Genomic DNA, 23,364 nt, shown 5'->3' on the forward strand with positions numbered 1-23,364 from the left:
AGCTTTTCAAACCCCCAGGTCCATCGACGCCCATGATCACGATCCACCACCTCGGCCATTCCCAATCCGAACGCATCGTCTGGCTCTGCGAAGAACTGGGCCTGCCGTACGAGCTGCGGCGCTACGCCCGCGAGCCGGTGTCGCTGCTGTCGCCACCCGAGCTGAAGGCGCTGCATCCGCTCGGCTCGGCGCCGCTGATCCAGGACGGCGCGCTGTGGCTGGCCGAATCGGCGGCCATCGTCGAATACCTCATCGTCAGGCACGGCAGCGGCCGCTTCAAGCCCGGACCGGCGCATCCCGACTTCGCGTCCTTCCTGTACTGGTTCCATTTCGCCAACGGCAACCTGCAGCCGGCGATGGTGCGCATGATCTTCCTGCGCCGCGTGAACCTTCCCGCCGACCACCCCGTGCTGGTGGCGCTGCAGGGGCGCCTGGCCCGGATCTTCGCGCTGGTGGAAGCGCGGCTCGGCGAGGCGCCCTGGTTCGCCGGCAGCGAATTCACCGCGGCCGACATCATGAGCGTGGTGTCGCTCACCACGATGCGCCTCTTCCAGCCGGTCGATCTGGCGCCGTTCCCGAACATCCGGGCGTACCTGCAGCGCATCGGCGAACGGCCGGCCTACCGGCGCGCGATGGCCCACGCGGATCCGGATCTGACGCCGATGCTGGACTGAAGCCAGGCCCGCTCACACCCGCGAGCGCAGCGCCCCGGCGTTCGGCGGGATGTCCTTCGGGTAGGTGAACGGCGTGAACGGCACGCCCCAGTTGACGGCCATGTCCATCACCTCGTGGAAGCGATGCACCCAGGTCGACGAGGTCGGGTAGCACTGGTTCCAGAACGCGAAGATGCCCCAGGCCAGCGCCTCGTACTCCTGTGCCGAGGCGCCGGCCCATTCGGCCATGCGCATCAGCCGCCCGGTCGTCAATGACGGCCCGGCCCACAGCGGGATGCCCTGCACCCGCGCGGCCATCACGAAGCCGCTGTGCTCCTTCAGCGTGTAGCGATCGGGATCGCTCTCGTCGCCCTTGTAGCGGAAGGCCTCGGTGCCTTCGATGCGGCGGCGGCCGTATTCCGGCTTGCCGAAGTCGTTGATGCTGAACCAGGTGCCGTAGAGCTTGTCGCCGGGCACCTTCACGATGTCGGCCTGCTTCTTCTTCATCAGGTCGGACACGTCGTGCAGCGTCACCACCAGGTCCTGGAAGTAATGCGCATCGGGCGCCTGCAGCACCCGCGCGAGGTTCGCGCCCGGCTTCCTGAACAGCGGCTGGTAGGGACCGGCGCCGCAGGTCTTCTCGTCGAGCAGCGTCTTCAGCGCCGACGAACCGGACGGGCCGCGGATCTTCAGCCGCAGCTTGTCGACCAGCGCGGCAAGGTGGGCCGCGATGTAGCGCGAGTTGACCGTGTCGCGCGCCAGACGGGTCTCGGTGCCGTCGAGCGCTTCGCTGGCCAGGAACTCGCCCATCACCGCACGCGCGATGTTGGTGTAGTCGCCGAAGGCCAGCAGGTGGCGTTGCTGGCCGGCCGCCTTGCGCGCGTCCCAGTCGGTCGGCGTGTCGCCCGGCAGCGCGGCGATCCAGGTCTTCAGGATCGGGATGATGTCGCGCTTCGCGTGGATGAAGAAGACCTTGAAGCCGCCCGAGACGTTGTCGCGGATCGCGGCGTAGGCTTCTTCGGCATCGGTGAACTGGAGGGTCTGGCCATCGGCCCCGCGAAACTTCAGCATCCAAGGCTCCTCGATTCGTCGAAGGGTAGGGAAGGTGTCGGCTGCGACCTGGTCCGCCGCATTCTGACCCGAACCACCGATCGAACACAGCCTGCGCTTGCAGGCCGGTCCCCAACTCTGGGGATGCGCATGCGCAGGGCCGTGTCTAGGATCGCGTCGACACGATCTTCGAGGGAAGGCAGACGATGCAAACCGTTGTCCCGGGCGCTCGCTGGCTGAGGCTGTTCGCGGCCGCCGTGCTGGCCGCCGTGCTGGCCGGCATGCTGGCCGCGTGCTCGGGCGTCAAGCTGGTCGCCGACCATGACGCCGACGCCGCCAGGTCGATCACCGACACCTCGGCCGAGGTGTTCGCCTTCTACGATCGCCTGATCGAAGCCAAGGCCCGGGCCAGGACCCAGAAGCTCGCCTACAGCGGCTTCAACGAGGACTGGGGGAAGATCGAGACGCGGCTGCGGGTGCTGATGGTCCGCGAGGAATCCCGTCCGCTGAACAGCGAGTCGCAGCGGATTGCCGGCACGATCCTCGAGTTCTGGCAGAAGTACCGCGAGGCGCATCGCAGGAACGACGACTATGCCGCGGCGCTGCTGCCGATCCACCGGGACCGGTTCCAGCGCCTGTTCACCGCCGCGCTGCTGGCCGAGAAGGCCAAGCGCCTGGCCGACCCGGACAGCAATCCGAAACTCGACGGCAATTGAGGCCGAGGAGACGCGTCCATGAGCATCGACATCGGGGCCATCCTGGAAGGCGCGGTCGGGGCGGCCGCAGGTGCGGTCCGCGAGACGGCACCCCAGGTGGAAGACTTCCTGCGCGAGATCGGCCGCGGCCATGAAGCCGCCATCCGGGCCGTCGCCGAGGCGTTTGCCGTCGGCGACATCGACGAGGACACCTTCGCGTCCGAGATGGACGACGAAGCGAAGACGCTCGAAGCGGAATTGCAGGCGGTGGCCGTGCTCACCAAGGCGATCGCCCAGCGCGCGATCAATGCGTTCCAGCGCGCCCTGGTCGACGGCGTCAAGGCCGCGATCGCCACCGTGGTTTGAACGACAGGAGACGCGACGATGGCAACGGGCAACGAAGTGCTGGCACTGGCGGCGCGGCATGTCGGCGACGCCTATGTGCTGGGCGCGAAGGTGCCGAAGGACAACCCGGGCTGGACCGGCCCGTGGGACTGCGCCGAGTTCGCGTCGTGGTGCCTGTTCCAGGTGAGCGGCCGCCTGTTCGGCTGCGACCAGGACCGCGATCCGCGCACGGCCGACGCCTACACCGGCTACTGGCGGCGCGACGCCGAGGCCAGCGGGCGCGGCACGGCGCTGGTGGTGGCGAAGTCGATCCCCGGCGCATTCCTGCTGCGCTTTCCGGCCAGCAACCTGATCGGCCACATCGCGATCTCCGACGGCACCGGCGGCACGGTGGAGGCCCATTCCAGCAAGACCGGCGTGATCCGCGGCCAGGTCGATGGCCGGCGTTGGGACATCGGCGTGCTGCCGCCGATGCTGCAGTACGCCGAGCCGGACCTGATGCGGCCCGCGGCGCCGCCGGGCCTGGTGCTGCGGCTCAAGCAGCCGCCGATGAAGGGCGCGCTGGTCGAACGGCTGCAGCGGCGGCTGGCCGAACGCGGCTTCTCGCCGGGGGACGTCGACGGCAGCTTCGGCCCGCACACGGCGGCAGCGGTGCACGCCTTCCAGTTGACACAGGGGATGGTGGCCGACGGCGAGGCCGGGCGGCAGACGCTGCAGGCGCTCGGGTTGGCGTGACGCGGCTGCAGCCGCCCGCGACGGGCGCGCTGCGCTGGTGTCGGATTTCTACAAGATCGGAATGCGCTTTTGCCGGACAGTGAAGGCCTCATCACTGATCACGACCAGGAGCCACGATGAACACCACCATCCGCCCGTTTCGCATCGACATCCCGCAGGCGCAGATCGCCGACCTGCGGCAGCGCCTTGCCGCCACGCGCTGGCCTCAGCCGGTGGACCCCGGCTTCGGGCAAGGCCAGGCCTTGTCGCTGGTGCGCGAGCTCGCCGCCTGCTGGGCCGACGGGTTCGACTGGCGTGCGCAGGAGGCCCTGCTGAACCGCCACCCGCAGTTCGTGACCGAGATCGACGGCCAGACCATCCACTTCATCCACGTGAAGTCGAAGGAGGCCGACGCGTTCCCGTTGATCCTGACGCACGGCTGGCCCAGCTCTCCGGCCGAGTACCTGGACCTGATCGGACCGCTCACCGACCCCCGCGGCCACGGCCTCGGTGCCTCGCCGGCCTTCGACCTGGTGATCCCCTCGGTGCCGGGCATGGGGCTGTCGTCGCCACTGGCCGCCACCGGCTGGGACGCGGCGCGCTGCGCAGCGGCCTGGGACACGCTGATGAAGCGGCTCGGCTACACCCGCTACGGCGCGCAAGGCGGCGATGCGGGCGCGCTGATCGCGCGCGAACTGGGCATCCTCGCGCCCGACGGCCTGGCCGGCATCCACGTGCAGCAGATCTTCGCGTTCCCGCAGGGCACCCCCGGCGAGATGGACGCGTTGTCTCCCTTCGAGATGGAAGGCTTCAAGAACCTCGACTACTTCCGCAAGTACGCCGGCTACGTCGACATCCAGTCCAAGCGCCCCGGCACGCTGGGCTACGGGCTGGTCGATTCTCCGGCCGCACTGCTGGCGTGGAATGCCGAGCTGTTCTTCGGCTTCGAAGGAGAGCGCGCCGCGGAGGTCGACCGCGATCGCTTCCTCACGCACCTGTCGCTCTACTGGTTCACCGGCACCGGCGGCCAGGCCGCGGCGTTCTACCTGGCCAACGCGGCCAGCGGCGCAGGCTATCGCGAGCTGCCGAACCCCACGCCGACCGCCGTGGCGGTGTTCCCGAACGACTTCCGCTCGGTCCGGTCCTTCGCGGCGCGCTCGCACACCCGGCTGGTACAGTGGTCCGAGATGCCGCGCGGCGGCCACTTCGCCAACGAAACCGATCCCCGACTCGTCGCCGACGAGCTGCGCCGCTTCTTCGGCGGGCTGCAGGGGCAACAGGGCTCCGATGGAAGGAACGATCACTGAGGAACAGCGCGCGGCGGACTCGCCCCTGGTGGCGAAGGTCCGCCGCGCCCGCTACGACGCGGATGCGCGCGAAATGGCCGTGCCCGACGGCTCGTGGGACCTGCTGTTCCTGCGCCGCGCTGGCGGCCCGCTGATCGTCATCCAGACCGGGCAGATCGCGGCGCCGCTGGCCGTGGACGGCCAGGCCGGCGACGAGATGCTGACGATCGCGTTCAAGCCCGAGGTCTACATGCCCCGCCTGCCGGGGCGACTGACGTTCAACCAGGGCGTGGCGTGCCCGGTCGAGGCCGATCGCCGTTTCTGGATCGGCCCGGAACGCTTCGAGATCCCGAGCTTCGACAACGTCGAACACCTCGTGTCGGCGTTGGCGCGCAAAGGCCTGCTGGAGCGCGATCCGGTGGTCTCGCGCGCGCTGCAGGGCGTGCGGCAGCGGCTCGACGAGCGCAGCATCCAGCGTCACTTTGCCGAGGTCACCGGCCTCGGCCTGAAGGTCTTCCAGCAGATTGCCCGGGCCCACGAGGCGGCGCGGCTGCTGCGCGAGGGCCGGACGCCATCGCAGGTCGCCGCCGAGCTGGGGTTTGCCGACCAGGCGCACCTGACCCATTCGCTCAGGCGGTTCCTTGGGCAGACGCCGCGGCAGGTGGCGCGGCCCGCGGGTCCTGCGCAGCGATGAGCGCGCCGCCCGTGCCGGGCGGCGACCCGCGCGGTTCCCTCCGGCGCCGAGGCCGAGCCGACGCGTTCCTCACGCGACCGTCAGCACGATCTTCCCCTGGATGTGCCCGCGGGCGGCCCGCTCGTGCGCCTCGCGGGCCTGCGCCAGCGCGAACGTGCTGTCGATCGCGACGCGGACCGTGCCGGCGTCGAGCAGTTGCCCGAAGGCCGCGAGCTGCACGCCGTTCGAACGCACCTGCGTCATCGACACGGTGACGCCCCTCTCGTCGGCCTGATCGGCGTCGCGGAAGCCGATGAACACCGGGAACAACGCGCCGCCGCGCTTCAGCGTGCGCAGGAAGCGGCCCGTGGTGGCCGCCGACGGTGTCGACGACGAGGTCCAGCTCGCGCACCGCGTCCTCCGGCGCGCGCCGGGTGTAGTCGATGACATCGTCAGCGCCGAGCTGGCGCAGGAACGACTCGTGGGCGCCCGACGCGACCGCGATGACGTGCGCGCCTTGCACTTCGCCAGCTGCACCGCGAGGTGCCCGACGCCGCCCGCCGCGCCGTTGACCAGCACCTTGCGGCCGGCCAGCGGCACCGGGCGATGACGCTGCGCTTGCAGCGGGTTGGGGTGATCGTGTCCCAGCTCGATCAGGTACTGCCAGGCGGTGAGGCCGGCCATCGGCGCCGCCGCGGCCTGCAGGTGGTCGATGCCGGCGGGCTTGAGCGCCAGGTGCGACGCCGGCGCGGCGACGTACTCGGCATACGCCGCGCTCTCGCCGCCCAAGCTCGGGAACCGGACCATGCCGAACACCTCGTCGCCCACCGCGAAGCCGGTGGCGCCGGGCGCGACGGCCTCGACGACCCCCGACACGTCCCAGCCCGGAATGGCGGGGAAGGGCACCGGCGGCCTCCAGTCGGCAGGCAGGCTCCGGTGGCGGCATCGGCATGACGGCGTCGTGGATCGCGGCGCCCTATGTGGAGCGCGGCCTGCTGGTGCCGGTGCTCGGCGAGTTCTCGGTCGACCGGTCGGCGATCACCGCCGTCTGGCCCGAGAGCCGGCGCGGCAGCCCGAACGTCAAGGCGTTCATTTCGTTTCTGGAAGAGGTGTTTCCGCGCGCTGCAACCTGAGCGGGCCCGGTGGCGACGGCTCAGGCGCGGACCAGGCCCGCCAGTTCGTCGACCAGGATGTCCAGCGCGCGGCGGTCGAGCGCCTGCAGTGCGGCGCGCTGCGTGCCGTCGTCCGGCAGCAGCGATGCCGCCCCCAGATCGCTGAGCAGGGCGCGGCCATCGCCATCGACCAGCAGGTTGTGTGCATAGAGATCGCCGTGGCTGAGCCCGCAGGAATGCAGGTGTTCCAGCGCAGCGGTCGCCGCCCGGGCCACCGACCTGGCGTGGTCGACCGGCAGGCGCTGGTCGACGCCATACACGTCGCGGCTGCAGCTGGCCATGCTGGGCGGGGCGGCCAGCGGCTTCCAGTGCGGCGCCAGGCGCGGCAGCACCAGGCCGGGCGTCCCGTGCGGATGGCCGGCGAGGGCGCCCAGCACGCCGACGAGGTGCGGGTGGCGGCCGGCCGTCAGCGTCGCGGCGATCTCGCAACCAGGCAGCCCGTCGCTGGTCACCGCCCCCTTGAACAGCTTCACCGCCACGTCCCGGGCCGGGCCGTCGGCCGGCTGCCACTGCGCGGCATGGATGTGGCCGGACGCGCCTTCGCCCAGCAGCGCCTGCAGCCGCAGTTCGTGCCACGCGATCGGCTCGACGGTCGCCAGCGCCTGTGCGGCCTGTTCGCGCGCGGCGCTGAACGGGTTGCCGGCATGGGCCAGCCAGGCCAGTCGAGGCAGCGCCAGCAGTTCGTCGGGCAGGGCATGGTCGGCACGCTCGAAGGCGTTGGCCGACAGCCGCAGCAGCTCGAGCCGCTGCAGGCGGCCGATGCCGGCCGGCAGCCGCGCGAGCCGGTTGCCGGCCAGCATCAGCTTCTGCATCCGCCTGCAATCGGTCAAGGTCGACGGCAGGTCCGCGATGCAGTTGTCGGTCAGGATCAGCCAGCGCAGCGTCGGCGCGAGCGACGCGGCCGGCACGTCGGCAATCCGGTTCGCCTTGAAGCCCATCGTGTCGAGCGACGGCAGGCGGCCCAGCACCGGCGGCAGCGCGCCGAAGCGGTTGAAGGATGCAAACAGCGTGTGGAGCCTGGCCAGGCGCGCCAGCCCGTCGGGCAAGGTACTCAGCGCGTTGCCGGACAGGTCCAGCACTTCGAGCGTGTCGGCCAGCGTCAGCACCTCGGGCGGCAGCTCGGTCAGGCCGCAGCCGCGCAGGTCGAGCCGGGTGCAGCCTTGCAGTTCGCCGGCGCGCAGGCGAGCGAGGGTCTGGATCGGGGTGAGGGCGGGCTGGAGGGCGGTGGGATGCATCGGGCGGGTCGTGCAGGCGACCCGCATTCTCGTCGACCGCTCAGGGCGGCTCGCGGTCATCGTTAATCGCCTTTGCATCTGAGCTTCGCTTCGTTGTGCCGGCCGGGGTCGGTGCGTAGCCTGCAGCACCTCCGATTCATCCGACCGAACCATGCCCACCGCTGCGACAGCACGAACCGTTTCGACCCCCCCTGTTTCCACGCTGGCCGCGGCACTGCTGCTGGCCGGGCTCGTGCCGCTGCCGGCCGCCGCGCAGGACGCGGTGACCACGCCCGGCGTGCAGGTCACCGGCTCGCGCCTGCTGCGCGCGCAGGCCGAGGGGCCGAGTCCGGTCACCGTGATCAAGGGCGACGACATCGAGCGCCTGGGCTACAAGAACGTGTTCGACGCGTTGGCCGGCCTGACGCAGAACACCGGCTTCACGCAGGGCGAGGACTTCGGCAACACCTTCACGCCGGCCGCCAACGCGATCAGCCTGCGCAGCCTCGGGCCGAACCACACGCTGACGCTGATCAACGGCCGCCGCGTCGCCGACTACCCGACCGCCTACGACGGCGAGGTCAACTTCGTGAACCTCGCCAACATCCCGTCGGTGCTGATCGACCGCATCGAGATCCTCGACGGCGGCGCTTCGGCGATCTACGGGTCCGACGCGATCGCCGGTGTCGTCAACATCGTCCTGAAGAAGCAGCTCGACGGCCTGCACCTGAACGTGAAGGCCGGCACCACGCAGCAGGGCGGCGGCGAGAACCTGCGCGTGCAGCTCAGCGGTGGCCTCTCGGGCGACGCCCTGACCGGCGTGTGGGGGCTGGAACTCGGCAAGCGCCAGCCGATCTGGAGCCGCCAGCGCGACTTCATGGCCGACACCACGCGGGCCGGTGCCGCGCCGACGGCGATCGCCTCGCGCCGCAACGCCGACACCGGCGCGTATGTCGACCCCGGCACCGGCTGCGACGCGCTCGGCGGCCTGTTCGCCGGCAGCACGCAGCACTACCAGGCGGGCAGCCGCAACTACTGCGCAAGCGGCCGGGCCCAGCCGACCTACTGGACCACGCAGACCGGCAACGAGACCGTCAACCTCGGCGGCCTGTTCGACCTTGCACTGACGCCGAAGACCACGCTGTTCGCCGAGGCCCTGATCGGCGTCGCGAAGACCGAGAACAACACCCGCGGGCCGAGCTGGACCTCGCTCGGCGCGACGAGCAGCTACTTCCGCAACGCCAACACCGGCGACCTGGAGACCTGGACGCGCCGCATCGCCCCCGAGGAACTGGGCGGCGTGACGCGCTTCAACCGCGAGTGGCGCGACAGCACCGGCAACCTCGCGCTCGGCGCGCGCGGCGAACTGGTCGACGGCTGGAACTACGAGGTCGCCTACAACGCGTCGGGCTACCGCAGCAAGACCGTCACGCCGCGCCTGCTGTCCTCGGTCGACAGCTTCTTCCTCGGGCCGCAGCAGGGCACCGATGCCGACGGCATCCCGATCTACGCACCGGATCCGGCGCGGCTGTACACGCCGCTGACGGCCGCCGAGTACGGCGCGATCAGCGGGGCGAGCAACGGCGACAACCGTTCATGGAGCCACGCGCTGAGCGCCAGCGTGCATGGCGACCTGCTGCAGTTGCCGGCCGGCCCGTTGCAGCTGGCGGCGGTGGCCGAGCTCGGCTCGCAGGGCTTCAGCAACCGCGCCGATGCACGGCTGGGGCAGGGCGTGTTCTACAACACCAAGGAGGTGGCCGAGGTGAAGGGCACGCGCCAGCGCCAGGCGCTGGGCGCCGAGCTGAACGCGCCGCTGTCGCGCCAGCTGACCGCCACGCTCGCCGGCCGCTACGACGACTACGCGTTCGCCGGTCGGCATGACGACAAGCTGACCTGGCAGGCCGGGCTGGAGTTCAGGCCGACCCGCGAACTGCTGCTGCGCGCGAACCACGCGACCAGCTTCCGGGCGCCGGACATGAACTACATCTACACCGCCGAGAGCCGCGGCTACTACTCGTCGTCGACCGACTACCTGCGCTGCGCGCAGGCCGGCCAGCCGGTGGCGACCTGCGAGTTCGCGAACGTGTCGCCAGGCTTCAACTACGTCAGCAACGGCAGCGCCGACCTGAAGTCGGAGAACGGCCGCAGCTGGGGGCTGGGCGCGTTCTGGTCGCCGAGTTCGCAGTTCGAGGCGTCGATCGACTTCTGGAAGATCGAGATCGACGACCTGGTGACGACGCTCGATGCCGACAAGCTGCTGCGCGACGAGGCCGATTGCCGCAGCGGTGCGCGGGACCCGGCGAGCCCGAGCTGCGTCGACACGTTCTCGCGCGTGCGCCGCAACCCGGCGAATGTGGTGGTGCGGCCCGGCGAGGTCTACGAGATCGCGGTCAACCCGATCAACGCGGCGCAGGAGAGCACCCGCGGCTTCGACCTCGGCGTGCGCTACCGGTGGGCGACCGACGGCTGGGGCCGCTGGCAGGTGGGGGCGAAGTACACGCGGGTGCAGAGCTTCAGGTACCAGCAGTTCGCCGGCGACGCCGCGATCAACCAGATCGGCACGCGCGATTTCGCCGGCTTCCCGACCAAGCTGATCGCGACGCTGGACGGCAGCTTCGGCGACTGGGGCGCGACGCTCACATCGAGCCGCTACGGCCGCATCGCCGACGGTGACGAAGGGTTCGTGCCGCCGCAGTGGTTGCACAACGCCAGCGGAAGCTACCAGTTCGCGAAGAACACGCGGCTCACGCTGATCGTCAACAACGTCGCGAACAAGACGGTGCGCGACGACACCGGCGGCTGGCCGTTCTACCCGGTGGGCTTCTACAGCCCGCACGGGCGGCAAGGCTGGCTGGAGTTCGAGCACCGGTTCGGCGGGAGCTGAGCCCCGGCGGGTCGGCTCGGCGCGCGCAGGGCCCGCCGGCAGCGGCACGCCGGCCTGCACCGGGTACGGCGTTTGCCCACGCAGGCATGCGCCTCATCGAGGTGACAAGGAGCATCGATCATGAGCAAGTCCCCCGGCCACCGGCAGCATCCCGAGCACAAGGTGCTGGAGTCCCGCGTGCCGCACACGATGAAGGTCGAGGTCGACGGCGTGACGGTGGCGCAGTCCGCCGACGTCGTCCGGGTCGACGAAGACCAGGCGCCGGCACGCTATTACTTTCCGCGGTCCGATGTGCGCATGGAGATGCTGGCACCCTCCAGCGTGACCAGCGACTGCCCGTTCAAGGGCCATGCCACCTACTTCGATCTGAAGGCCGGTGCGAAGCCGCTGGAGGGCGCGGTGTGGACCTACGAATCACCCTACGACGAGCACCTCGCGTTGCGCCAGCGGGTGGCCTTCTACGACGACAAGTACCCGCAGATCCGGGTGCAGGGCGGGTAGCAGGTCAGGCGGCCGAGTGGGGCGGTGGCGCCGTGGTTCCGCGCACCAGCAGCCGCAATTCCAGCGAGCCGATCGGCGTGTCGTTCAACTGCTTGACGCCCAGCAACCGAAGCAGCTCCCGGGCGGCGGTACAGCCCATCTCGTAGATGGGTTGCCGGACGGTGGTGGTCGGCGGCACGGAATACTCGGAAGCAGGCAAGCCGTCGAACCCCACCAGCGAGACCTGCCCCGGCACGTCGATGCCTCGATTGAACAAGACCAGCCGCGCGCCGTTCAAGCTCTGGTCGTTCGCCGCGAAGACCGCCGTCAACCCGATGCCGGAATCGAGCAGCGTCTGCATCGCCTGCATGCCACCCACCTCGGAGAAGTCGCCGCGCACGATGAGACGCTGGTCCACCGGGAGACCGACGTCGCGGTGCGCATCCATGTAGCCCTGCATGCGGGCGGTCGCGTCGGGCTGGTACTCGATCCCCGAGATGTGGGCGATGCGCCGATGCCCCAACTCGATCAAATGACGGGTTGCCATGTAGCCGCCCTGGCGCTGGTCGACATCGAGTGAACGCAGGCGGGGGCCGTGGCATTCGCGGCCGATGACGACAATGGGCTGCTGCTCGGAGAGATCCAGCAACTGCTCGTTGCTGAGCCGTCCGCCGATGACCACGATGCCATCGATCTTGCGCGACATCAGCAGGCGCACGCGGTCGGTTTCGTCGGCGGCGCGGTTCCAGTGGCCCGAGATCACGATGGGGGTGTAGCCACCGCTCATCAGCTCGTCTTCCACGCCTTTGGCTGCACGCGACGCATAGGGGTTGTCGAAATCCTGCGTCAGCACGCCGATGGCCATGCTCACCCCACTGCGCAGGCTTTTCGCCACCAGGTTCGGCTTGAAGCGCAGCTTCTTGATCGCGGCGTCGACGGCCTCGCGCCTGGGCGAGTCGACGTGGCCGTTCAGGATGCGCGACACGGTGCTGGCCGACACGCCGGCCAGCCGAGCCACATCCTGCAGGGTCGAACTTTGCTCCGAGGCGCCCCGGTTCACCAGGGCGCCGGGCCTTCCTTTGGTAGGGCTGGTCATTGAAATGCGTGCCCGGACGGGCGCTCCTTAGCGGTTCCTGGAAACGATTGCACTAGGCATCTTCCACGAACTGTTGCTTCCGTTTCGCAAGTCGGTGCCGGCATGGCGGAAAGAGTCGCCCGCTGCCCAGTAATTCACGGTATCCCGATGATAGGGCACTGCCCCGTTGACACCAGCAGTAACTTCACTGCAACATCCTCTTCGCTTGCAATCGATTGCAGACCATTTCAAATCTCATTGACCGGAAGTTGAACGAATGATGAAGACCGATGTAGTCTCGACTTGCGGCCGCTCTGGCAGTCCTGTTCCGGGTTTTCCCTTCCCCTCCGTGCAATCGATTGCACGACTCGCCCTGACCGCAGCCCTGCTCTCGGTGGGGCTGTCGGCCTGCGGTGGCGCGGGCGGGGCGACGGCTTCCGATGCGGGGTCGCTGGCCGACTATCCGGCAGCGGCCACCGGCACGCCCCCTGGCGCCTCGGCGCGAGCCAGCGCCGCTGCGGCAGCGTTCGGTCGCGGGGTGAACTTCGGCAACATGCTCGAGCCGCCGAGAGAAGGCGACTGGGGCCTGACCGTGGAGCAACGCTTCATCGATCTGCTCGACGGCAGCACCTTCGACAGCGTCCGGCTGCCTGTCCGGTGGAGCAACCACGCCTCGGCCGATGCTGCTGCAGTGATTGACCCGGCCTTCTTCGCACGCGTGGACAGCGTCATCGACCGCCTGCTGGACAAGGGTGTCTACGTGCTGCTGGACATGCACCACTATCGCCAGCTGGACGGCGACGTGCTGGACGCCAACGAACGCTCGGTGGACCCCGCCGTCGTGGAAGTGCGCTTCCTCGCGATGTGGCGCCAGATCGCGGCTCGCTACAAGAACCGCAGCGACCGGTTGATCCTGGAGGTCTACAACGAGCCGCACGGCAACCTGACCGATCGCTGGAACGATCTGATGGCGCGAGCGGTCGGCGTGATCCGCCGCGACAACCCGCAACGCCTGATCGTCGTCGGCCCGACCAGCTGGAACAGCGCGGCCGACCTGTCCAGGCTCGTGCTGCCCAACGACGCCAACCTGATCCTCACGGTTCACAACTACGAACCGTTCAACTTCACCCACCAGGGTGCCACGTGGGTCACCCCGGCGCTGCCTGTCGGGCAGGACTGCTGCACCGCGGACCAGCTGTCGCGCATGACCTGGGGGCTGGACGTCGCGAAAGCCTATGGCGCCAAGGTCGGCTACCCGGTCTTCGTCGGCGAGTTCGGGTCGTACTCGGCCGCGGACAACGCCGCACGGGTGCGCTACTCGCGCGCCATGCGCGACCTGATCGAGGCCCGCGCCATGAGCTGGCATTACTGGGAGCTGGCCTCCGGCTTCGGCGTCTATGACCCCTCGGGGGCCGGCGCGTTCCGTGCCGACCTGCGAGATGCCCTCTACGGCCGATGAGCACGCGCCGGGCCGTCCACGCCGGCAGGGCCCGGCGCTTTCGTGTCCATCGTCTCCCTGTTGATTTCCCGCGTTCGCCACGTCGTGGCGCAACGCTGATCCGTCCGCCCGCCCTGTGCAGGCAATCGTCTACCACCCCCACAGACAAGAAGTCCCCATGAACATCGACAACTCCCATCGCATGGCCGCCATCTCGACCCTGTTCCTTCTGCTGGCAGGCTGCGGCGGCGGCGGAACCCCGGTGCCGCCCGCCGGCGGCGCGCCTGCGCCTTCCACGCCCGTCACCATCAATGGCCAGGTCGTCGCGTCGTTCACCGCGGCCGACGGCAGCACCGACCAGGGGCGCACGGCCTCGGCATTCGCCTATGCCGAAAAACCGGGCGACCTGCCCGTCGTGCCGACGCTGGGCGTCGCCGGCAACATCCTCAACGTCAGCAGCAGCTTCAGCAACACCGGCGGCAGCACCTTCGGCGGCGTGGGCATCGACATCCCGCTGCGCGACGCCGATCGCAACCAGGTGCAGGCCGGCGCGACCAAGGTGCAGTTCTCGCTGGCGTCGACCGGCACCAACAAGACGCTCAAGTTCAAGATCAAGGCGCTGGGCGCAACCCCCAACGGTTGCGTGCCGGCGGCCAGCGTGACCGTCACCGCCACCCAGACGAACTACGAGCTGGCGCTGACCGACGCCAACTTCAAGCTGCCCGACTTCTGCACCGGCCCGACCGTCACCAACCCCGCGCTGGCCGGCACGCTGGCCAACATCGGCGCCCTCGAGGTGTCGGACGAAGCCTTCCCGACCACCGGTTCCGCCACCGTGGGGATCCATGTGGGAAGCATCGCCTTCGCGCCCAAGCCGGCGACGCCGGCCACGTCGGCCCTGTCGATCACGGGCCCGTTCGCGTTCGAGTACGGCACCGGCGCCACGGGGAGCGCTCTTGCTGAAAGCAACTCGGCGTACACGCTGACCGGCACCCGGACTGCGGCCACCGAATCGTGGGCGGCCACCGTGGCCGTGCTGCCCCTCGCCGCCACGAGCGACGTGTCCGGCTGGCCCGCGCTCAGCATCAACCTGGCCTCCACCAGCAACAGCCAGGTCGTGGTCATGCTGCAGTCGGCCGACGCCGTGGATGACGGCTGCTTCCCGAGCTATGTGGTCACCGGCCTGAGCGGCACCGCCGCCACGCGCGTGATCCCGTTCTCGTCGTTCAGCTTGGCCAACAACCCCGATGCCAACTGCGCCGCTGCCAGCGCCACGCGTCCCGACACCGCGCTGGCGCTGACCAAGCTCAAGCAGTTCCAGATCCGCGAACTCAAGGGCAGCGCGGGCCTGGATGCGGTATCGGTGGTCATCGGCAAGCCCGTCCTGCTGTCGGGTCAGTGACCGGCGTCGACCCACGCAACAAGGAGACAACATGAAGTTCGGCACCTTCCTCGCCCTTGGGGCGTGTGCCCTGCTGGGCGCTTGTGCCCGGTTCCAGGCCGGCTCGCCGGCCGAGCCGGCACCCAGGCTCATGGTCGTGCCGCTCGCGTCGCAGCCCGCGCTGCCCAGCGTGCAGGCCGACCCGGGCGATCGTCTGTGGGCGACGTTCAAGAACCCGTCCCGCACGCCGGAGGGCGGGACGATCGCCGCCTTCACCTTTTCCGAGAAGCAGGGCGATGCGGTGGTATCGCCCCTGGCGGTGCAGGGCGACGTCCTCGCCGTGGCCGGGCAGTTCATCGCCAAGGGCGCGAGCCAGTGGGGCGGTGTCGCGGTCAACATCGGTGCGCCGAAGGCGATACCGGTGAAAGCCGGCGACTACAAGTTCCTGACGATCAGGCTCAGCTCGGCCACCAGCACCCGGCTTCGCGTGCGGGTTGTCGGGCCGGACGAGGCCACCCAGAAGCTGGGCTGCTATCCGATGGTGATGCAAGCCGTGAAGCCCGAAGTGGCCGAGTATCGGATTGCACTGGAGCGCTTCGCGCCCGATGGCTATTGCGGCACCAAGGGCATCACGATCAAGCCGACGCTGCAGAGCGTGACAGCCATCGAAGTGACGGACGTCGCGGCGCCGGTGCGCGATCGCGCCGTGAGCTTTGGCGTGGGCACCATCGGTCTCGCACGCTGAGTCGAGGAGGCAAGCCATGCGCCATCTGAAACGCACGCCCCTTCTCAGCTGCGGGCTGGCCACCGTGTTCGCTGCGCTGGCCCTCGAGGCGACAGCACAGGTGCCGGCCCACATGCCGGATCCGGAAAAGGCCGATGAGCAGGCCAAGCGGCTGGCCATGAGCCCCTTCCGCCGCATCCTGGAAGCGGGCCGGGTCGAGGTCAAGCTGCGCCGGGAGACCGAAGCGCCCGCTCCAGCGGTTCCGGCACCCCGGCGCGTCACCGCTGCAGCGCCGCCGGCACCGAAGCCGCACCTGTCCCGCGCGGCGCCGGCCGAGGCACCGGCATCGGCACCCGCGCCGGCCCCGTTGTTGGCACTGGCGCCGGCGAGCACCGCGCCGGCGGTGTCCCCCCTGCCAGTGACGGTGGCCGCAGGCGAGCGCCTCTGGACCGCATTCAACGCCACGACGGCGGCCGTGGAGGGCGGCACCATCGAGGGCCTCGTCTATGCCGAGAAGCCGGGCGATGCGGCGTTGGGGGACATCACGGTTCGCAACAGCGGCGTGCTCAACGTCACGGGGCAGTTCACCGCCCGCGGCGGGAGCCAGTGGGCCGGCGTGGGAATCGTGCTGGTCGCGCCGGGAACCGTGGTGGCCACCGAGTACAAGGCGTTGAGGATTCACCTGGCGGGCCATACGGTGAGCAAACTGCGCCTGCGCCTGGTGGGCGACAACCCGGCCGTTCAGCAACGGGGCTGCTACCCGATCCTGATGCTGCCCGTGAAGCCCCAGGTCACCGAATACCGCATCGAGTTTTCGCAGTTTGCAGCGCCGGAGTACTGCGGGGCCGACGGCGTCGACGTCAAGTCGACGCTGGGGGCGCTCACCGCCATCGAGATTGCCGACGCGCCCGAACCGGTGGCGGATCGCACGGTGAGTTTCAACGTGGGAACGCTGTCGTTGCTGAAGTAGGGAACCTGCAGCACGCGCCCGCCGGGAACGCCAGAGGACTCGACCCAGCATGAGCGTTGCCGACGACATCCCACGTCTCTACGACGCCGCGCTGGCGCAACGGGTGCGGCAGGGCATCGGCCAGGTGCCCGGCGGGGGCGGCGTGCACGGCGGCGTCGGCCTGGTGGCCCAGCGACTGGCGCAGGTCCAGGGGTCGGCCCTGCCGCGGCTGGAGAGGCCCCAGTTGGTGGTCTTCGCCGCCGACCACGGCATCGCGGCGCGGACGGATTCGGCCCCCCTGGTGGATGCAGCGGCGCTGCGGGTGCGCAACCTGCTGGCCGGCCGCACGGCCGCGTCGATGTTTGCACGCCGCAACGGCCTGTCGTTGACGGTGATCGACTGCGGCTTGCGCGCCGACCTCGATCCGCACTTGCAGCTGGTCCGCATCAAGATGGCGCGAGGCACGCTGGACAGCAGCCGGGGTCCCGCGATGACCGTCGGGCAATGCCGTGCCGCCATGGAGCGCGGCACGCGCCTGGTCACCCGGCTGCCCGGCAATGTGCTGCTGCTGGGCGAGACCGGCATGGGCAACGAGGCGGCTGCGTTGTTGATGAGCCGGCTGACCGGGATCCGGATCGCCGAATGCGCCGGCTTCGGCAGTTCCGGCCGGGCGAGGGAGTGCACGGCGCTGCAGGGCGCCCTCGATCTGCATGTCGACCTCGCGAACCCGGTGGCCATCCCGGCGGCACTGGGCGGCCTGGAGATCGCCGCGCTCGTCGGGGCGGTGCTTCAGGCCGCGCGAGAGCGCCGCGTGATCGTCGTCGGCGGTTTCGTCACGACGGCCGCCGTGGCGCTTGCCGCCAGGCTGGCCCCGGCACTCCTGGAGCGCTGTGTCTTCTCGCACGGCTCGCAGGCCAACGGACATGCGCGGTGGCTGCAGTCGCTGGGTGCCGAGCCGCTGCTCGATGCAGCGCTGTGCACCAGCGAAAGCTGCAACGCCGTGCTCGCCTGGCCCTTGCTGAAATCGGCGGAACAACTGCTCGCGGCCGCGGCATGCGCCGAGCAGGCCCGGGACTCGGCCTGACGACGAGCGCACGGTGCGGCCGCGCGGCACGCTGCCGTCAGCCTCCGACCCAGCGCTCCTCCGACATCTTGAGGTGCGTGTGCATCGCGGACTGGGCCGCCAGCGGATCGCGCGCCTCGATGGCCCGAAGGATGGCCTCGTGCTCCTTCAGCGCGAGGTTCCAGGTGCGCGAGTTTTCGTAGCGCGAACTGATCTTGGCCGAGATCGGGCTGTGGCGTTCGTCGAACAGCTCCGCCACGATGCGCACCATCACCGAGTTGCCGCTCATCTCGGCGATCGTCAGGTGGAACTGCCGGTCGTGGTCGATCGGAATGCGCCGCCGGGCGACCTCGCTGCGCATGCCCTCGACGATGTCGCGCAGCCGCACCAGGGCAGGCTCGCTCGCATGGGCGCACGCGAGCATGATCACCGACCCCTCGAACGCAGCCCGCGCCTGCATCAGCTCGCTCGGGCTTTCGCCCAGCGCGGCGGTCGTCTCGGGTGCCCGTTCCGCCCGGGGGCACACATACACGCCGGATCCGCTTCGAATCTCGACGCTGCCTTCGACGTCGAGGGCGATCAGGGCTTCACGCAGCGAGGGCCGCGACACACCCAGCTGCTGCGCGAGATCGCGCTCCGGCGGCAGCCGCATGCCGGTGTCGAAACCGCCTTGCTGGATCAGTTCGCGGATCTGGTCGGCGATCTGTTGGTAGAGCCGGCGGGGCTCGACCTGCTTCAACTGGAGGGTCATGGCGGGTCCGGCGAAATTGGCCTGACCATGATAGCCACATCGCGTCGCATGCCGCCGTTCTCCACGACGGAACGGCAGGGACCTTCACTCGTGTTCAGGGAATGTCCCAGGTTTCCTTGCCAGTTTTGGTCAGGCCAAATTGCTTTTGCTTGGTAAGGTGGACTGACCAAGCGATGCCCGCCCAGATCGCCAACTCGACAGGAGACACGACTTGCAGCTTCACGCAAAGCCGGCCGGGGCCATGGACTCGCCGGGCCCCGCATCGCCCGAACCCTTGCTGAGCCTGCACGGCATCGGCAAGCGTTTCCTGGCGGTGACCGCCCTGAGCGATGTGAGCTTCGACCTCCGTCGCGGCGAGGTGCATGCCGTGTGCGGCGAGAACGGCGCCGGCAAATCGACGCTGATGAAGATCGTCAGCGGACAGCTGCAGCCCGACGACGGCCACATCGCGTTCAAGGGCACGCGGACGCGTTTTGCGTCGACGCGCGAGGCCGAGGCAGCCGGCATCGCGATGATCCACCAGGAGCTCAATCTCGTGCCCCACCTGTCGGTGGCCGAGAACATCTTCCTGGCCCGCGAGCCGCGCCGCGGCTGGTGGATCGACCGGGCGAGACTGCATGCCGACGCCCGGGCCTGCCTGCAGCGGCTGCGCGTGGACATCGACCCGACGCACCCGGTGCGCACGCTGTCGGTGGCGCAGCGGCAGATGGTCGAGATCGCCAAGGCGCTGTCGCTGGAGGCGGAAGTGCTCATCATGGACGAGCCCACCTCGTCGCTCACCGAGGCAGAGACCGAACAGCTCTTCAAGGTCATCCACGAGCTGAAGCGCGGCGGTGTCGGCGTGGTCTACATCTCGCATCGGCTCGACGAGATGGCGCACATCGTCGACCGCGTGACGGTGCTGCGCGATGGCCGCCACGTGAGCACCGACGACTTCGCCGCGACGACGGTCGACAGCATCGTTGAGCGGATGGTCGGCCGCCCGCTGGAAGACAAGTTTCCGCCCCCGACGCGCGTGCCGACGACCGAGCCGCTGATGCGCGTGCGCGACCTGACGCGCAAGCAGGTGTTCGAAGGCATCGGCTTCGAACTGCGGCGCGGCGAAATCCTCGGCTTTGCGGGGCTGATGGGGGCCGGCCGCACCGAGGCCGCGCGCGCCGTCTTCGGCGCCGAGCTGCCGGACGCCGGCGTCGTGCAGCTGGGCGACGAGGTGCTGCGCATCCGTTCTCCGCGCGACGCGATCCGCCACGGCATTGCCTACCTGTCGGAAGATCGCAAGCACGACGGCCTCGCGATCGACATGCCGCTGGCGCACAACGTCAGCATGGCCAACATGGCCGCCGTGTCGGGCCGTGCCGGCTTCATCCGCTTCAAGGACGAAGAGGCGTGCGCGCGGCGCTTCGTCGACACGCTGGCCATTCGCACGCCGTCCGCGCGCCAGCTGGTGCGGCTGCTGTCGGGCGGCAACCAGCAGAAGGTCGTGATCGCCAAATGGCTGTTCCGCGACTCGCGCGTGCTGTTCTTCGACGAGCCCACGCGGGGCATCGACGTTGGCGCGAAGTACGCCATCTACCAGCTGCTCGACGAACTCGCCGCGCAGGGCATCGGCGTGGTGCTCATCAGCTCGGAGCTGCCCGAGATCCTGGGCATGACCGATCGCGTGGCGGTGTTCCATGCCGGGCGCATCACCGGCACGCTGGAAACGCGCACGACCTCGCAGGAAGAAATCATGCATTTCGCGTCGGGGCGGTCGCTGCGCGCGGCCGCCTGACAGAGACAAGCACCCCATGACCGACAAGCAGAAAGACCTGTTCCAGAAATTCGCGGCCCTCGCGAGCCTGATCGCGCTGACGGCCGTGTTCTCCTTCGTGAGCGACTCGTTCTTCTCCGTCGGCAACGGCATGACCGTCGCGCTGCAGGTGACGTCCATCGCCTACCTCGGCATCGGCGCGACCTGCGTGATCATCACCGGCGGCATCGACCTGTCGGTGGGCGCCATCCTCGCGTTGTCGGGCGTCGTCGCCGCGATGGCGGTGAAGGCGGGGATGCCGGTGGCGCTGGGCATGTCGTGCGGACTGGCCGTGGGGGCCATGTGCGGCCTCGTCAACGGCCTGTGCGTGACCTGGCTCAAGCTGCCGCCGTTCATCGCGACCCTGGGCATGATGCTGGTCGCGCGCGGCGTGGCGCTGCAGATCACCGATGCGAAGGCCATCGGCGGACTCGGCGACGGCTTCGCGGCGCTCGGCAACGGCTCGCTCGGACGCGTCGTCAACATCGGCGCCGACGGCTTTCCCGATGTGGTGTTTCCGGGCATTCCGTATCCGGTGCTGCTAATGGTCGCGCTGGCCGTCGCGGTGGCGGTGCTGCTGAACCGCACCACGCTCGGCCGCTACATCTATTCGGTCGGTTCGAACGCCGAGGCGGCACGCCTGTCGGGCGTCGACGTGCGCGGCGTCACCGTCTTCGCCTACGTGCTGTCGGGAACGCTCGCCGGGTTGACCGGCTGCGTGCTGATGTCGCGCCTCGTCACGGCGCAACCGAGCGAGGGCCTGATGTACGAACTCGACGCGATCGCCGCCGCGGTGATCGGCGGCACCTCGCTGTCGGGCGGCGTCGGCACGATCTCGGGCACCGTCATCGGCGCCTTCGTCATCGGCATCCTGCGCAACGGCCTGAACATGGGCGGCGTGTCGGCCTTCACGCAGCAAATCATCATCGGTCTGGTCATCCTGCTCACCGTGTGGATCGACCAGATGCGTCATCGCAGATGACACCTCACCGGCGGGTCCGCCCGGGAATTGGAGAGAGACAAGCTCGTTCACCACAAGAGGACTGACATGAAAAAACTTCTGACCACCCTGTTCGCATCCATGTTCCTGTTCGCCGCCTCGGCGGCATCGTCCGCCGACAAGGAGATCGCCGTCATCGTGAAGACCGCGAACTCCGATTTCTGGCAGAACGTGAAGAAGGGGTCGACCGCGGCCGCCGGCGAGCTCAAGGGCTACACCGCGAGCTTCCAGGGCGCGGCGTCCGACACCGATCTCGCGGGCCAGGTGGCGCTGGTCGAGAACGCGGTGAACCGCAAGGTCGCGGCCATCGTGCTCGCGCCGTCCGACCCGGACGCGCTGATCCCCGCGATGAAGAAGGCCTGGGAAGCCAAGATCCCGGTGATCCTGATCGATTCCGCGGCCAGCGACGCCGGCAAGAGCTACTACCAGTCGTTCCTGGCGACGGACAACCAGAAGGCGGGCGAGCTGTGCGCGCAGGCCTTGATCGACAAGGTCGGCACCACGGGCAAGGTCGCGATCATGTCGTACACGGCGGGCTCCGGCTCGGAGATCGGCCGTGTCGGCGGCTTCCGCAAGTACATCGAAACGCACTCCAAGCTGCAGATCGTCGGCCCGTTCTATTCGAACTCGCAGATGGGGACCGCGTTGAACCAGACGACCGACGTGCTCGCGGCCAACGCCGACCTGAAAGGCATCTTCGGCGCCAACGAGCCGACCGCGATCGGCATGGGTCGCGCGCTCGTGCAGTCGGGCAAGGCCGGCAAGGTGGTGGCCATCGGCTTCGACGGCAACGGCGACCTGCAGGGGTTCATCAAGGACGGCACGCTCGAAGCGATCGCCGTGCAGAGCGCCTACCAGATGGGTCACCTGGGCGTGAAGACCGCGGTCGAAGCGATCCAGGGCAAGTCCGTGCCGAAGTTCCGCGACACCGGCGTGGTGATGGTGACCAAGAAGAACATCGACTCCACCGAGGCGAAGAACGTCTTGTACTGACCGACAGGAGCGTCATGCTGACCGTGATCTGCGACACCCCGGGCACCTTGCGTGCCGTGGAAAGAGCGATGCCCCTGCGCGGCGAAGCGGAGGTGCTGATTCGCGTGCGACGGGTGGGGGTGTGCGGCACCGACCTGCACATCTTCACCGGCACCCAGCCGTATCTCGACTACCCGCGCGTCATGGGCCACGAGTTCTCCGGCACCGTCGCCGAGGCGCCCGCCGGCAGCGCGCTGGCGGTCGGCGATCCGGTCTTCGTGATGCCCTACCTGTCGTGCGGCCGCTGCATCGCCTGCCGCCAGGGCAAGACCAACTGCTGCGTGGCGATCCAGGTGCTGGGCGTGCACCGCGACGGCGCCTTCACCGAGTACCTCAGCGTTCCGCAGGCCTTCGTCCACAAGGCGGAAGGCGTCACGCTCGACCAGGCGGCCATGCTCGAGTTCCTGGCCATCGGCGCGCACGCGGTGCGGCGTGGCGACGTGCAGGCCGGCCAGCGCGTGCTGGTCGTCGGCACCGGGCCCATCGGCATGGCGGCGCTGACCTTCGCCGTGCTGCGCGGCGCGACCGTCACCGCGCTCGACACGCGCCGCGAACGGGTCGACTTCTGCTGCCGGCACCTGGGCGCCCATGCCGGCGTGGTGATCGGCGACGGCGATGAAGCGGAGCTGGCGCGGCTGACCGACGGCGACTTCTTCGACATCGTGTTCGATGCCACCGGCAACGCCCGCGCGATGGAGCGCGGCTTCGGCTTCATCGCCCACGGCGGCAAGTACGTGCTGGTGTCCGTCGTGCGCGACACCATCGCGTTCGCCGATCCCGAGTTCCACAAGCGCGAGGCGACCCTGCTGGGCAGCCGCAACGCCACGATGGAAGACTTCGACACCGTGCTGGCCGCGATGCGCGCGGGCCGGATCCCGCACCAGGCGCTGAACACCCATCGGCTCGCCCTCGCGGACCTGCCGGCGGACTTCGCGCAGCTGCTCGACCCGTCGCGAGGCGTGGTCAAGGCCATCGTCGAGTGCTGAGGCGTGGTTC

22 protein-coding genes and 1 pseudogene are annotated in these 23,364 nt (G+C 69.4%); 18 read left to right on the forward strand and 5 right to left on the reverse strand.

The window, feature by feature from the left end; translation table 11 throughout:
• The first annotated feature begins 32 nt into the window (after positions 1–32).
• Complete coding sequence (locus ASC98_RS15830) at positions 33–674, forward strand: glutathione S-transferase family protein (protein ID WP_056809095.1); 642 nt, start codon at positions 33–35, stop codon at positions 672–674.
• 12 nt (positions 675–686) lie between these two features.
• Here the strand turns inward: ASC98_RS15830 and ASC98_RS15835 are convergent, their stop codons facing one another.
• Positions 687–1,724 carry a hypothetical protein gene (locus ASC98_RS15835; RefSeq protein ID WP_056809093.1) on the reverse strand — a complete coding sequence of 346 codons (1,038 nt, stop codon included), beginning with the start codon at positions 1,722–1,724 and terminating at the stop codon, positions 687–689.
• Positions 1,725–1,960: 236 nt separating this feature from the next.
• Here ASC98_RS15835 and ASC98_RS15840 point away from each other — a divergent pair, with 236 nt between their 5' ends.
• The 5 genes from ASC98_RS15840 (at position 1,961) to ASC98_RS31730 (ending at position 5,437) form a co-directional block, all read left to right on the forward strand.
• The gene (locus tag ASC98_RS15840) at positions 1,961–2,419 is read left to right on the forward strand and encodes a hypothetical protein (RefSeq protein ID WP_157597969.1); all 459 of its coding nucleotides are present in this window, start codon (positions 1,961–1,963) and stop codon (positions 2,417–2,419) included.
• A gap of 18 nt (positions 2,420–2,437) precedes the next feature.
• Positions 2,438–2,764 carry a hypothetical protein gene (locus ASC98_RS15845; RefSeq protein WP_056809090.1) on the forward strand — a complete coding sequence of 109 codons (327 nt, stop codon included), beginning with the start codon at positions 2,438–2,440 and terminating at the stop codon, positions 2,762–2,764.
• Positions 2,765–2,782: 18 nt separating this feature from the next.
• A complete protein-coding gene (locus ASC98_RS15850) occupies positions 2,783–3,478 on the forward strand; it encodes a peptidoglycan-binding protein (RefSeq protein ID WP_056809088.1) in 696 nt (231 codons plus the stop codon).
• A gap of 116 nt (positions 3,479–3,594) precedes the next feature.
• Positions 3,595–4,764 (forward strand): epoxide hydrolase family protein, encoded by a 1,170-nt coding sequence (locus ASC98_RS15855; protein WP_056809086.1) that lies wholly within the window; start codon positions 3,595–3,597, stop codon positions 4,762–4,764.
• Complete coding sequence (locus ASC98_RS31730; RefSeq protein ID WP_082541967.1) at positions 4,745–5,437, forward strand: helix-turn-helix domain-containing protein; 693 nt, start codon at positions 4,745–4,747, stop codon at positions 5,435–5,437. Before ASC98_RS15855 ends, ASC98_RS31730 begins: the two co-directional genes overlap by 20 nt.
• 69 nt (positions 5,438–5,506) lie before the next feature.
• Here ASC98_RS31730 and ASC98_RS32350 read toward each other — a convergent pair whose 3' ends face one another.
• Positions 5,507–6,322: an NADP-dependent oxidoreductase gene (locus ASC98_RS32350; protein WP_369820453.1), complete on the reverse strand. Its 816-nt coding sequence runs from the start codon at positions 6,320–6,322 to the stop codon at positions 5,507–5,509.
• On the opposite strand from ASC98_RS32350, the pseudogene ASC98_RS15870 reads away from it, so the two are divergent.
• Positions 6,292–6,549: pseudogene (locus tag ASC98_RS15870) on the forward strand (LysR substrate-binding domain-containing protein); the annotation flags it as partial. The gene ASC98_RS32350 and the pseudogene ASC98_RS15870 overlap by 31 nt on opposite strands.
• Positions 6,550–6,569: 20 nt before the next feature.
• Here ASC98_RS15870 and ASC98_RS15875 read toward each other — a convergent pair.
• Entirely contained in the window at positions 6,570–7,823 is a 1,254-nt protein-coding gene (locus ASC98_RS15875; protein ID WP_162249288.1) for a leucine-rich repeat-containing protein kinase family protein, read from the reverse strand.
• A gap of 151 nt (positions 7,824–7,974) precedes the next feature.
• On the opposite strand from ASC98_RS15875, the gene ASC98_RS15880 reads away from it, so the two are divergent.
• Both ASC98_RS15880 and ASC98_RS15885 read left to right on the forward strand, forming a co-directional pair.
• Positions 7,975–10,686, forward strand: coding sequence for a TonB-dependent siderophore receptor (locus ASC98_RS15880; RefSeq protein ID WP_082541965.1), 2,712 nt, complete (start codon positions 7,975–7,977; stop codon positions 10,684–10,686).
• Positions 10,687–10,806: 120 nt separating this feature from the next.
• Positions 10,807–11,187 carry a DUF427 domain-containing protein gene (locus tag ASC98_RS15885; RefSeq protein ID WP_056809075.1) on the forward strand — a complete coding sequence of 127 codons (381 nt, stop codon included), beginning with the start codon at positions 10,807–10,809 and terminating at the stop codon, positions 11,185–11,187.
• 4 nt (positions 11,188–11,191) lie between these two features.
• On the opposite strand, the gene ASC98_RS15890 is transcribed toward ASC98_RS15885, so the two are convergent.
• Entirely contained in the window at positions 11,192–12,262 is a 1,071-nt protein-coding gene (locus tag ASC98_RS15890; RefSeq protein ID WP_056820164.1) for a substrate-binding domain-containing protein, read from the reverse strand.
• 256 nt (positions 12,263–12,518) lie between these two features.
• Between ASC98_RS15890 and ASC98_RS15895 the strand changes: the two genes are divergently transcribed.
• The 5 genes from ASC98_RS15895 (at position 12,519) to ASC98_RS15915 (ending at position 17,817) form a co-directional block, all read left to right on the forward strand.
• Complete coding sequence (locus ASC98_RS15895) at positions 12,519–13,700, forward strand: glycoside hydrolase family 5 protein (RefSeq protein ID WP_082541964.1); 1,182 nt, start codon at positions 12,519–12,521, stop codon at positions 13,698–13,700.
• A gap of 157 nt (positions 13,701–13,857) precedes the next feature.
• Positions 13,858–15,081, forward strand: coding sequence for a hypothetical protein (locus ASC98_RS15900; protein ID WP_056809069.1), 1,224 nt, complete (start codon positions 13,858–13,860; stop codon positions 15,079–15,081).
• Between the two features lie 31 nt (positions 15,082–15,112).
• Positions 15,113–15,805 carry a hypothetical protein gene (locus ASC98_RS15905; protein ID WP_157597968.1) on the forward strand — a complete coding sequence of 231 codons (693 nt, stop codon included), beginning with the start codon at positions 15,113–15,115 and terminating at the stop codon, positions 15,803–15,805.
• 16 nt (positions 15,806–15,821) lie between these two features.
• On the forward strand, positions 15,822–16,754 hold the full coding sequence (locus ASC98_RS15910; RefSeq protein WP_056809065.1) for a hypothetical protein: 933 nt from the start codon (positions 15,822–15,824) through the stop codon (positions 16,752–16,754).
• 49 nt (positions 16,755–16,803) lie between these two features.
• Positions 16,804–17,817 (forward strand): nicotinate-nucleotide--dimethylbenzimidazole phosphoribosyltransferase, encoded by a 1,014-nt coding sequence (locus tag ASC98_RS15915; RefSeq protein WP_056809062.1) that lies wholly within the window; start codon positions 16,804–16,806, stop codon positions 17,815–17,817.
• 37 nt (positions 17,818–17,854) lie between these two features.
• Here ASC98_RS15915 and ASC98_RS15920 read toward each other — a convergent pair whose 3' ends face one another.
• Entirely contained in the window at positions 17,855–18,547 is a 693-nt protein-coding gene (locus ASC98_RS15920; protein WP_056809060.1) for a FadR/GntR family transcriptional regulator, read from the reverse strand.
• Positions 18,548–18,788: 241 nt separating this feature from the next.
• Here ASC98_RS15920 and ASC98_RS15925 point away from each other — a divergent pair, with 241 nt between their 5' ends.
• The 4 genes from ASC98_RS15925 to ASC98_RS15940 all read left to right on the forward strand — a co-directional run bounded on the left by ASC98_RS15925 (position 18,789) and on the right by ASC98_RS15940 (position 23,354).
• Complete coding sequence (locus tag ASC98_RS15925; protein WP_056809058.1) at positions 18,789–20,318, forward strand: sugar ABC transporter ATP-binding protein; 1,530 nt, start codon at positions 18,789–18,791, stop codon at positions 20,316–20,318.
• A gap of 16 nt (positions 20,319–20,334) precedes the next feature.
• A complete protein-coding gene (locus ASC98_RS15930) occupies positions 20,335–21,318 on the forward strand; it encodes an ABC transporter permease (protein ID WP_056809056.1) in 984 nt (327 codons plus the stop codon).
• Positions 21,319–21,384: 66 nt separating this feature from the next.
• A complete protein-coding gene (locus ASC98_RS15935; RefSeq protein ID WP_056809054.1) occupies positions 21,385–22,329 on the forward strand; it encodes an ABC transporter substrate-binding protein in 945 nt (314 codons plus the stop codon).
• A gap of 14 nt (positions 22,330–22,343) precedes the next feature.
• On the forward strand, positions 22,344–23,354 hold the full coding sequence (locus ASC98_RS15940) for a zinc-binding alcohol dehydrogenase family protein (protein WP_056809051.1): 1,011 nt from the start codon (positions 22,344–22,346) through the stop codon (positions 23,352–23,354).
• Positions 23,355–23,364: the final 10 nt, after the last annotated feature.

This window comes from Rhizobacter sp. Root1238, from assembly GCF_001425825.1.
Taxonomy (GTDB): domain Bacteria; phylum Pseudomonadota; class Gammaproteobacteria; order Burkholderiales; family Burkholderiaceae_C; genus Rhizobacter.